The organism is Achromobacter sp. PD1 (genome assembly GCF_048541815.1).
Lineage (GTDB): Bacteria > Pseudomonadota > Gammaproteobacteria > Burkholderiales > Burkholderiaceae_B > Achromobacter > Achromobacter bronchisepticus_A.
In genome coordinates this window covers 1,428,088-1,439,066 of the sequence record NZ_CP183349.1, presented here as the reverse complement: position 1 = coordinate 1,439,066, position 10,979 = coordinate 1,428,088, and the positions used below count along the sequence as shown (strand labels likewise).

The 10,979-nt window shown below is 64.9% G+C and carries 8 protein-coding genes; 4 read left to right on the top strand and 4 right to left on the bottom strand.

Annotated features, from left to right (window positions below; translation table 11 throughout):
* Positions 1 to 4: 4 nt before the first annotated feature.
* Positions 5 to 688 carry a transglutaminase-like cysteine peptidase gene (locus ACM1PE_RS06630; protein ID WP_187523989.1) on the top strand — a complete coding sequence of 228 codons (684 nt, stop codon included), beginning with the start codon at positions 5 to 7 and terminating at the stop codon, positions 686 to 688.
* 17 nt (positions 689 to 705) lie between these two features.
* Positions 706 to 2,664, top strand: a complete 1,959-nt coding sequence (locus ACM1PE_RS06625) for a LapD/MoxY N-terminal periplasmic domain-containing protein (RefSeq protein ID WP_419342735.1) — start codon at positions 706 to 708, stop codon at positions 2,662 to 2,664.
* A gap of 49 nt (positions 2,665 to 2,713) precedes the next feature.
* On the opposite strand, the gene ACM1PE_RS06620 is transcribed toward ACM1PE_RS06625, so the two are convergent.
* The 3 genes from ACM1PE_RS06620 to ACM1PE_RS06610 are packed head-to-tail and all read right to left on the bottom strand — an operon-like array spanning position 2,714 to position 6,080.
* Positions 2,714 to 3,553 (bottom strand): M48 family metallopeptidase, encoded by an 840-nt coding sequence (locus ACM1PE_RS06620; protein WP_059379015.1) that lies wholly within the window; start codon positions 3,551 to 3,553, stop codon positions 2,714 to 2,716.
* A 37-nt stretch (positions 3,554 to 3,590) separates the two neighbouring features.
* A complete protein-coding gene (gene aroC, locus ACM1PE_RS06615; protein WP_419342734.1) occupies positions 3,591 to 4,661 on the bottom strand; it encodes a chorismate synthase in 1,071 nt (356 codons plus the stop codon).
* Positions 4,662 to 4,697: 36 nt separating this feature from the next.
* The gene (locus ACM1PE_RS06610) at positions 4,698 to 6,080 is read right to left on the bottom strand and encodes a putative bifunctional diguanylate cyclase/phosphodiesterase (RefSeq protein ID WP_059379010.1); all 1,383 of its coding nucleotides are present in this window, start codon (positions 6,078 to 6,080) and stop codon (positions 4,698 to 4,700) included.
* Positions 6,081 to 6,590: 510 nt separating this feature from the next.
* On the opposite strand from ACM1PE_RS06610, the gene ACM1PE_RS06605 reads away from it, so the two are divergent.
* Entirely contained in the window at positions 6,591 to 8,564 is a 1,974-nt protein-coding gene (locus ACM1PE_RS06605) for an EAL domain-containing protein (RefSeq protein WP_059379008.1), read from the top strand.
* A gap of 95 nt (positions 8,565 to 8,659) precedes the next feature.
* On the top strand, positions 8,660 to 10,105 hold the full coding sequence (locus ACM1PE_RS06600) for a sensor histidine kinase (RefSeq protein WP_419342732.1): 1,446 nt from the start codon (positions 8,660 to 8,662) through the stop codon (positions 10,103 to 10,105).
* A gap of 15 nt (positions 10,106 to 10,120) precedes the next feature.
* Here the strand turns inward: ACM1PE_RS06600 and ACM1PE_RS06595 are convergent, their stop codons facing one another.
* Positions 10,121 to 10,840, bottom strand: a complete 720-nt coding sequence (locus ACM1PE_RS06595; protein ID WP_054458575.1) for a response regulator transcription factor — start codon at positions 10,838 to 10,840, stop codon at positions 10,121 to 10,123.
* Positions 10,841 to 10,979 lie beyond the last annotated feature (139 nt).

The window sequence follows — 10,979 nt, the reverse complement described above, 5'->3', positions numbered from 1 at the left end:
TTTCATGCCATCGTCCCGCCGTTTCCGCCGCACGCTGAATCTGTGCCGACTGGCTTTGCTATGCCTGGCTTGCGGCTGGGGCGGAAGTTCCGCCCTGGAAGTGAATGCCGACCGGCTGCAAAGCCTGTCGGCCAGTCGCTATGGCGCAAAAGGCTCCAAGGCGGTATCGGAATGGCTGCAATTGATGCGCAGTCCCCCCTCTGCCCAGGAAAGAGGCGCGCTGACACAGGCCAATGATTTCTGGAACCGCTCCCTGATGTCCGGCGAGGACATCACCATCTGGAAACAGGCCGATTACTGGGCCACGCCGTTAGAATCGCTGGGCAGGGGCGCCGGCGACTGCGAAGACTACGTCATCGGCAAGTACTTCACGCTGCTGGCGCTGGGCGTGCCGGCCAACAAGCTGCGATTCATCTATGTCCGCGCGCGCATCGGCGGCGCGGCCAGCAGCACCCAGATCGCCCACATGGTGCTGGGTTATTACGAAACCCCCAATGCCGTGCCGCTGGTGCTGGACAACCTGATCTCGACCATTTTGCCCGCCACGCAGCGTCGCGACCTGACGCCGGTATTCAGTTTCAATGCCGACGGCGTCTATGTGGATGGCAAGCCCGCCGCGCCGGTTGACCGTCTCAGCCGCTGGCGTGATCTACTTCAACGCATGGAACGGGAAGGCGTGCGCCCCTGATGTCCGGAAATAAGACTATGTCCATACTTCGACAGCTATTGCTCAGCGTTACCCTCGCCATCGGCGTCATCCTGCTGGGCACGCTCGCGCTCAGCGTGAATTCCGCTCGGGAGTACCTGTCCGGCCAACTGCAGGTGCAGAGCACGGACGCCGCCGTGTCGTTGGCGCTGTCGCTCTCGCAGCCAGCGAACAACGACCCGGTCGTGCAAGAGCTGCTGGTGTCGGCGCTCTATGACGGCGGGCATTTCTCGCTGGTGCGCTTGAGCGATCCGGAAGGCAAGGTTCTGATCGAACGGAAATCCACGGCCACCGCGGCGTCGGTCCCGGCCTGGTTTCAGGCGCTGGCCCCCTTGACGACGCAATCGGCCAGCCATGCCGTCAGCGACGGCTGGCGCCAGATCGGCGAGGTCACGCTAATCGCCAACGACGCCTATGCATGGGAAGCCCTGTGGCGCAGCAGCCTCAAGATGATCGCCCTGGTGGTGGGCGCCGGCATCCTGTGGGCCGTATTCGCCTTCATGCTGGTGGGCTGGATCAAGAACCGCCTGCTGCGTGAAATCAGCGACCACGTGCGCAGTATCGGCCAGGACTCCCCGACGGAACAGGTCGAGGCGCGCGTGCCTGAACTGTCCGGGGTGGTGCAGGCGCTGAACCAGACCCGCGAACGCATCCATGCCAGCGTCGAAGAACAGAACGCCAAGATCGAGTCGCTGGAGCTGGAGCTGAACCAGGATCCGGTCACGGGCCTGCCGAACCGCAAGTACTTCGTCAACGAGTTCCGCCGCGCGCTGGAGGCCCCTGCCCTCACAAGCGGCCGTGGCATCGACGGCGGCCACGTTCTGGTGTTCCGCCAACGCGACCTGGCGGACCTGAATCGCCATATGCCGCGCGAGTTCATCGACCAATGGCTGCGCACGGCTTGCGAGCGCATCCGCGGCACGCTCAAGAGCATGCACGTGGCCTCGCCCCTGCTGGCCCGCCTGAACGGCTCGGATTTCGCCTTGCTGCTGCCGGGCTGCGCGGCGCCCCAGGCCATGATGGTGGCCGAGCAGGTGCGCGCCGACCTGCACGCTTCCCGCATTCCCGTGGGTGAAGGACATCTGTGCCGTTGGGCGCAGGCCATGACCGACTATGGCCACGGCAGCCAGGCCGGGCCGGTGCTTGCACGCCTGGATTTCGGCTTGATGCGGGCGGAAAGCGCCGGCAACGACCATGTCGTGATCGCCGGAGCGACCGACATGCAGTCGCCTTCGGAATCGGGTGAACGCGCCTGGAAGGACGCGATCCAATCCGCCCTGGAGGAACATTGTTTCGAGCTGGCCACGGAAGACCTGCGAGCCACCGACGGCAGCACCGTCCGTACCGAAGCGATGCTGATGCTGCGGACCGCGGCCGACCAGGTGCCGATCCCCGCCACGCTGTTCATCCCGCCGGCCGTGCGCCTGGATCTGGTGGCTGATTGCGACCTGGAAGCCGTGAGCCTGGGGCTGGACTGGCTGGCCGCCAACCCGGGCGAACTGGCTGTGCGGGTGGCCCTGCCCTCGTTGCGAGGCCAGAAGTTCTTCCGCCAGTTGGCCCTGTTGCTGACCGAACACCGGCCTCTGGCGCGCCGTCTGTACCTGGAAATCGACGCGCACGGCCTGGTGGAATGCCACGAGCAGATCGCCACGCTGGCCCGCGTCGCATCGGAGTTCGGCACGCATATCGGCGTGCGCCGCCTGGCTCAGCAGTTCGGCGCAGTTGCGCAGTTGCACACCCTGCCCTTGTCGTACGTGAAACTGGGCGGCGGTTTCGTCGGCGGCATGTCGCAAAGCCCCGGCAGCCAACAGTTGACGGCATCGGTGCTGGAAACCGCGCGCGGCTTGAAGATAGCGGTCTATGCCGAAGATGTGCCGGATGCCGAAACGCAGCGCATCCTGGCCAGGCTGGGCATCGCTGTCATGCGCGGTCCCGGCGTCAGGACAGCCGTGTCATAAGACAGCGATTCAAAAGGCGGCCGTAAAAATCACGGCCGCCGCAGCCGCCTCAGCGGGCGGCTTTACCCTTGGACTGTTCGTACAGCGGCAGCACCTGCTGGGCTGCGGCCTGCAGATCGCTGATGCGCGATGCGGCAGACGGGTGGGTCGACAGGATTTCAGGCGGCGCGCTGCCCTGATCTGCCGCGCCCATCTTCTGCCACAGCGTCACGGCGGCGCGCGGATCGTATCCCGCCCTGGCCGCCAGCTCCACACCCATGCGGTCTGCTTCGGTTTCGTGCGTGCGGCTGTTGGGCAGCGTGAACATGACGCTGGTGAACTGTTCGCCCAGGTCGGACGCCGCGGAAGACCCAGTGGCGATCGCCAGCACCGACAACCCCAGGTTGGTGGCCATCTGCTGGGATACGCGTTCGCGCGCATGCTCCCGCAAGGCGTGCGAAATCTCATGGCCCAGCACCGCCGCCAGCTCATCGTCCGTGGGTTTGATCTTGGCCAGCAAGCCCGTGTAGACCGCAATCTTGCCGCCCGGCATGCACCAGGCGTTGATCTCGTTGCTGGACAACACATGCACCTCCCATTTCCAGTTGGCGGCGTCAGGCCGGAAGACTCCTGCCTGCGCGATCAGCCGCTGGGAAATGGTGCGGACCCGCGCCACCTGTTGAGGGTCGCGGTCCAGCAGGCCCTTGGCTTGCGCCTGCTTGAGTATGTCGGCGTACTGCTGGGTCGCCTCTTGTTCCAGCGCCTGCGAAGGCACCATGCTGGACATGTACTGGGTCCGGTTGACGCCGATGGCGCCCGACTGCGTGGTATTCATGCCGGTGCAGCCCGCCAGGGCCGCCAGCGCGAGCGCCGCGCCCGCGTTGCGCAGCAGATGACGTTTCCGGTTCATGACGGACCTCCCAGGCAATTCGAAGAACAACAGCGTATCAGACTACCGGATCGCCGCACTGGCCGCGGTGGCGCAGGGCATGATCTATCAAGACCAACGCCAGCATCGCTTCTGCGATGGGCGTGGCGCGGATGCCGACGCAAGGGTCGTGACGGCCCAGCGTCTGCACCATGACCGGGTCGTTGGCGCGGTTCACGGAGCGGCGCTCGACCCGGATACTGGAGGTCGGCTTGATGGCCAGCGAAACGGTGACTGGCTGGCCAGTGGAAATGCCGCCCAACACTCCGCCCGCGTTATTGGTCAGGAAACCGTCCGGGGTAATTTCGTCGCCGTGCTCCGAGCCTCGTTGAGCGATGCTGTCAAAACCCGCTCCGATCGACACGCCCTTCACGGCATTCAGGCCCATCATCACGTGTGCGATGTCGGCGTCCAGGCGGTCGTAGATCGGTTCGCCCCAGCCCGCGGGCAGGTTCTCGGCCACGACCTCGATCCGGGCGCCCACGGAGTCGCCGTCGCGGCGCAACTGGTCCATGTAGGCTTCCAGTTCGGGAACGACCGCGGCGTTTGGCGCATAGAACGGATTATTGGGAACGTCTTCCCACGAAACGAAGGGGATCGCAATGGGGCCGAGCTGGCTCATATAGCCGCGCACCTTGACGCCGTATTGTTCCGCCAGCCATTTCTTGGCGATGGCGCCTGCCGCCACGGTCGGCGCCGTCAAGCGCGCGGAGGAACGGCCGCCCCCGCGCGGGTCGCGCACGCCGAACTTGCGCCAGTAGGCGTAATCGGCATGGCCCGGACGGAAGGTATCGGCAATATTGGAGTAGTCCTTGCTGCGCGCATCCGTGTTGCGGATGAGCAGGCCGATGGGCGTGCCCGTCGTCACTCCCTCGTAGACGCCCGACAGGATTTCCACCTGATCTGCTTCCTGGCGCTGCGTGACGTGACGTGACGTGCCAGGACGGCGACGGTCCAGTTCGAGCTGAATGTCGGAAGCGTCCAGCGACAGTCCCGGAGGACAGCCGTCCACGACGCAACCGATGGCCGGCCCGTGGGATTCGCCGAAATTGGTGACGGTAAAGAGGGTACCTAGGGTATTGCCGGGCATAGGGAGTCAACAGGTGGGGTTTGCAAGCAACCCCGATTATGACACCGCCGAGGCCAAAGCCTGGATTTCGGACGCCGGCGCGGGACGTCCCAACAGGAAACCTTGCATCACCCGGCATCCCAGGGACTTCAGGATCTCGCGCTGCCCCTCGGTTTCGACGCCTTCGGCCACCACCGGCAGATGCATCGCCTGGCACAGGCCGAACAGCGCCGAGACCACTTCGCGGCTGCCGGCATCGGATTCCAGCGCGGAGATGAAGCTGCGGTCGATCTTGACCCAGTCGATCGGCAGGCAACGCAGATGGTTCAGACTGGAATAGCCGCAGCCGAAATCGTCCAACGCCACGCCGATGCCCATCGCACGCAGCGTGTTCAGGATCTTCACATGCCGTTCGTAATGCAGGATGAAGAGGGATTCCGTTATCTCCAGCACCAGCTTGCGCGGGGCAAGGTTTGCGGCCGCCAGCGCATTCGACACGAGTTCGACCAAGCCATCTTCGTTCATCTGCTTGACCGACAGGTTTACGTGCACGCGCCAGGTCGCCGGCCATAGCGCCGCCTGGGTACACGCCCGCTCCAATATCCAGGCTCCCAACGGCACGATCAGGCCGCTGCGCTCGGCCAATTCGATGGTCACCGCGGGCGAGACGCTGCCGAGCACGGGGTGATGCCAGCGCAGCAGCGCCTCGCAGCCCTGCACCATGCCGGTGCCGCTGTCACAGACCGGCTGGTAATACAGTTCGAACTGATCCATGTCCGGCGTGGTCAGCGCCAGCCGCAGGTCGTTTTCCAGCCCCTGCTGGTCGCGCTGGCGCGCCAGCATGCGGAAATCAAACAAGTTCCAGCCTGGGCCGCCGCGCTCCTTCAGCGGCAGCAGGGCCACCTGGACACAGCGCTGCAGTTCTTCCACGCTGCGGCCGTGCTCGGGATACAAGGCGGCGCCGACGCGGAACATGGCCATCAGCGGACGTCCGCCCAGCTCGTAGGGTACGCTCAGGGCTTCCAGCAGCTTGGCCGACACCTGGGCCGCCCCCGCCTCATCCACATCGGGTGCGCAGACCGTGAAAGCATCCGCCCCCGAACGCGCCACCATGCCGCCCATCGACCGGCAGATCAACCCCAGGCGATTGGCCACCTGCACCAGCAGGGCTTGATCTTCGCCCGCGCGCAACATGGCGCTGATCTCGGCATATTGCTCGAAGCTCACCAGGAAGAACGCGCCGCGGCGCGAGCGGCCCTCTGCATTGTTGAGCCAGGCGCGGGCGCGCCGGTGCAATTCCTGCTGATTCAGGACACCGGTCAGTTCATCGCGCGTCAGGCGTTGACGCAGCAGGCGTTCCCTGCGTACGAAGACCCAGCATATCGCTACAAGTGCGCCCGCAAGCGTCAGGCACAGTGCGAGCAGGTAACTCTCACGCACGAAGCCCCCTATCCATAAGCCCCTGGCGTTGCGGTTCGAAAGGGAACCCAAGGACTGTAACATTTTTTAAAATATGCATTATTTTCGCAAAAAACGCCACACTTCAGAGGCAACGCACCTCTTTTCCCTGTATTCCTACGGTTACTTTGGTTGCTCACGGAGGGCTTCGGGATGAGCCACGGCAGATTGGCGCCGGCCCTCGCGCCATGCTCGCCTACTACTTACGACAGCTACACCCGAAAAATTAATACACCGTGTCTCGATAGTTGTCATTCAAAATCAGACAGCTTCGAAATAATTGCACAGCTTGGCCCCTTACGGCACGAATTTAGTAATATTCGGCACGTTCTGTGACATGTAGAATTGCTGTACCACTGATGTATTAGTGACTCGTATCACACCCGTATCCAGGCCCTCTAGCGCTGATCGCGATCCGACGCCATTCCATCCGGACAACTGGCAGTCCTCAGTTCAGGCCACGCAATGGCCAGGAAGGGAACCTCCAAATACATGTCCACTTTCCGCCGGCTCCTTTTCTTCACTGCCCTCCTGATCGGCCTGGTTCTGCTCGGCGCACAGACGGTGGGGATGCTGGCCGCGCACCGCTATCTGAGCGCGCAGTTGGCGCAGCAGAGCGACGACGGCGCCAACGCGCTGGCCTGGGCCTTGTCGCATGCGACTGCCACCCCCGATGAACGGACTGCGCTGGCGGATGAAATGTTCGCGGGAGGGGACTATGCGCTGGTGCGCATCACGGACGACAGGGGCGCGCCCGTCATCGAGCGCCAAACGCCGCAAACCGATCCGCAGACCAGAGAGTACGATTGGCGTGACGCTTGGCTGAACATGGTCGCCCCCGTCGTATCGCGGCCCTACTCGGCCCCGGACGGCAGTTCACGAGGTGTCGTGACCGTACAAGCGGATTCGCGGACTGCTCGCGATACGCTATGGCAAGGCGGCGTACGGGTCCTCGGATTGATGCTGGCCGCGGGCCTGCTATGGGTCCTGTTCTCCGTGAACCTGGCGCGGCGGATTGAAGCTCGCACCTCGCGCGACATCTGTGAGCGCGTGCGCGCGCTGGCGCCGGGCAACCGCAACACATTGAACGGCGCCTGCGAACTGGCGGGCGTCGACCAGGCGCTGGTGGACGCGCAACGCATAGTCGCCGCCACGGTCCAGGAACAGAATGCGCGGATCGAATCGCTACAGAGCGAAATCTACAGGGATCCCGTCACCCGGCTGCACAACCGCAAGTATTTTGTCGACCAGTTCAGATTGGCGCTGGCGGACAAGGACCCTGACGCGGGCGGCCATCTGCTGATGTTCCGGCAACGCGACTTGGCGCAGATCAACCGACATCTCTCGCGCGCCTTCACGGACCAGTGGCTGCGCTCGTCTTCCGACCGGCTGCGCAAGCTGGTCGCTGAATTCGGCGGTCCGGGAGCCATGCTCGCGCGCATCAGCGGTTCGGATTTTGCGCTGCTGCTGCCCCGCGCCTCGGCGCCTCAAGCCAGCCTGCTGGCCGAGCGGGTGCGGCGCGAACTGCGCTCGCTGCGCGTGCCCATGGACAAGCACGAATCCTGCCGCTGGGCCTTGGCGATGGCCTCCTACGCGCCAGGAGACGGCATGAGCGACACGCTGGCGCGGCTGGACCACGCCCTGATGTGCGCCGAAAGCGCCGACGACGACCAGATCGCCCCGGCCAGCCGCGCGCCGGACAGCACGCACATCGGCGAATACAGCTGGCACGACGCGCTGGTCACCGCGCTCGAACAGCACAGGTTCTCCTTGTCCGTGCAGCCTCTGCACGATCTTTCCGGCAGCCTGCTGCACCAGGAAGCCAGCCTGACCCTGCACGACACCAGCGACGCGGATCCCGTGCCGGCTACGATCTTCATGCCTCCCGCCGTCCGCCTCGGCCTGTCCGCGGAATGCGACATACAAGCCATCCGCCTGGGGCTGGACTGGCTGTACGCGCGCCCCGGCGCGCTGGCAGTGCCAATTTCGCTGGCATCGATCGCCCAGCCTTCGTTCCAGTCCAGGCTCCAACGCATGCTGGCCGACCGCCCCGCCCTGAGCGCGCGCCTGATCGTTGAAATCGACGCGGCGGCCCTGGCCGCGCAGGGAACCGACTTGCACCCGCTTTGCGACATCGTCGTGGCTGCAGGCGCCCGCGTCGGCGTAAGCCGACTGTCATACCAGTTCGGCGCCATCGAGCACCTGCACGAATTCCCCTTGTCCTATCTGAAGCTATGTGGCGGCTTCATCACCGGCCTGCTTCACAGCCCGGGCAGCCAACACCTCGCCGCCACGGTGGTGGCCACGGCGGCCGCACTGAATATCGCGGTCTACGCCGAGGACGTGCCAGACATTGCCACGCAGAATGTCCTGGCGGGCCTGGGCGTGCATGCCATGCGCGGGCCTGTCGTAAACTCCGCCCAGGCGCACGATCTCGCGCCTGCTCATCCATGGGTTTCCAGTTGACGGAAGGCATGCTGCTTCGCATCTGTTGGCTTTTTCGCGCTCTCTGGCCGTCCCGCCCGCGGCGCACCGGTAACGCCTCCGCGGTTCGGCAAGCCATGCTGCCCCGCGGGGGGATGCTGCTATGCGCCCTGCTCGGTCCCGACGCGGCCCTGGCCTACGGCATGGGCGTTTCACACGAAGACCTGCATCTGGGCCTGACCGCCGGTGTCGCCACGGCCTGTGCCGTAGCCTGCGCGGTCGCATGGGCGGCCACCCGCAATGCCATTTTCGGCGCGGGACTGGCCTTCATGTTGGTCGAGGGAGTGTTCCGCTCCATACCCGCGCTGTTGCCGGCGGCGGCGCTACAGGCCGGCTCCTATGCCGCCCTGCTGGCGCTCACTGCACCCATCCTAAAAGAAACAGCCGCCGACAAGCTGGCGACAGCCTGCCGCTGGGCCAGCCTGGCCCTGATGATAGTGGCGATACTGGCGTTGATCCTCGCGTACGACCCAGGCAACGGTGTCATGTCCGCCGCGATCGCCGGGGCCTGCGCCATCGCCAGCCTGCCGCTGGCCACCTGGCTCATGGTCCGCGCCGCCAGCCCGTCGCCAGCAAGAGCGGTCGCGCTGACCTTGGCCGGCGCCTACGGCATCTCGGCCTGGTTGCTGGGGCAGGACGCCTGGCAGCCGCAGGCCGCAGCGGGAACGTTCGCCGAATTGGCGCGGTTGCTGCTGGTGTCGAGCGCCTTGATCCTGCTGGCGATCAATCAACAGGGCCACCCGCAACAGGGATCGAAACGCAAAGACCACGAACACACCGACGCGGAACACCTGGCCCAGGGCGAGTTGCGGCTGGCCGAACTGGCCGGCGCGCTGGATACGCAGCGCCAGATGAACGCACTGATCTCGCACGAACTGCGCGCGCCGCTTGCCACCGTCAGCGCGGCAGCCCAGTCCCTGGACATGATACTTGCCGAGAGCGGCGAGGCCGTGGACAACCGCTTGGCGCGCATACATCGGTCGGTCGCCCGCATGACCGAACTCATGGATCAGCTGCTGAACCAGGACAGGCTGGGCGAACAGGCCTGGACGCCGCGCGGAGAGCAAACGGACATGGCGGATCTGGTGCTCGATGTCGTCACCGCCATGCAGCCCGACACCGCGCATGCGCTGATGGTGCAAGCCAGCGCCTCCTTGCCGGTCTACTGCGACCGCCCGCTGACCAGCGTGGTGGTGCGCAACCTGATTCACAATGCCATCAAATATTCGCCGGCGAATGAGCCCGTGCGCATAGAAACCGGTGAAGCCCGGGTGGGAGCCATTCCCATGGCGTGGGTCGCCGTCACCGACCGCGGCCCGGGCATAGGCTTGGAGGAGCAAGCCAAGATCTTCGAGCCGCATTTCCGGCGTACGGCGCACCGCGAAACCCAGGGCATGGGTATCGGACTCTACCTGGCCCGGCGCATCTGCGAGAACCAGGGCGGCACACTGACCGTGGAAAGCGAAGTCGGCGTGGGCACGCGTTTCGTCGTCACCCTGCCCGCCAGCGCTCCGGCGGCTTGACCGCCCCTGGCGTCTTCAGGCCGCGAACACGTAACCCTGGCCGCGCACCGACAACACGGGCAGCTTCAGGCCCGCGCTTTGCGCCTTGGCGCGCAAACGGCTGACCAGCACGTCGATACGGCGCAATTCAAAGCCGCCCGGGCTGTCCGGCAGGAACAATTCCGCCAGGACCTGACGGCTGACCGCGCTGCCAGCGGCATCCATCAAGGCGACCAGGAAGGTCCGTTCCTGGGCGCTCAGGTGCAGCGAGGCGCCATCGGGCGCAACCAGGATCCAGCCTCCGTCCTGCAGAGACCACGACGTGTCGGCGGTGGCGCGCGTTTCCGCATCCACCGGCCGCGGAGCCTTCGCCAGGCGCATCCGGCGTGCCAAACTGCGGATGACGGAACTGAGTTCCAGCAGGTCCACAGGCTTGGTCATGTAGACATCGGCGCCGCCTTCCAGGCCGCGCACCCGGTCTTCCAGCGCGCTACGGCCTGTCAGCATGACGATACCGACGGGGCTGAGGGCGCGCAGGCGGGTCGCCACGGAGAAACCGTCTTCCCCGGGCAGGTGGGCGTCAAGAATGACGATGTCGCAGGGCTGTTCCTGCAACCGACGATAAAACGCCGCGGCATTATCACAGGCGAATGCCACCCGGAAACCATAGCCACCCAAGCCTAACGCCAACTCCTCCCGGAAGTCGGCGTCATCCTCAAGCAGACCGATACACAGCAAACCATCTGCGCCAGCCATATTTAGAGTGCTTTATTTTGAAGATTATCGACAAATGCCCCGCGGACGCAGCGTCCCGGGTATTCCGTTGGCGACAATCTTACGTCTTTTACAATGGAAACGAATGATTGCAAGGAAAAAAACTGCGATATTCCTTGTC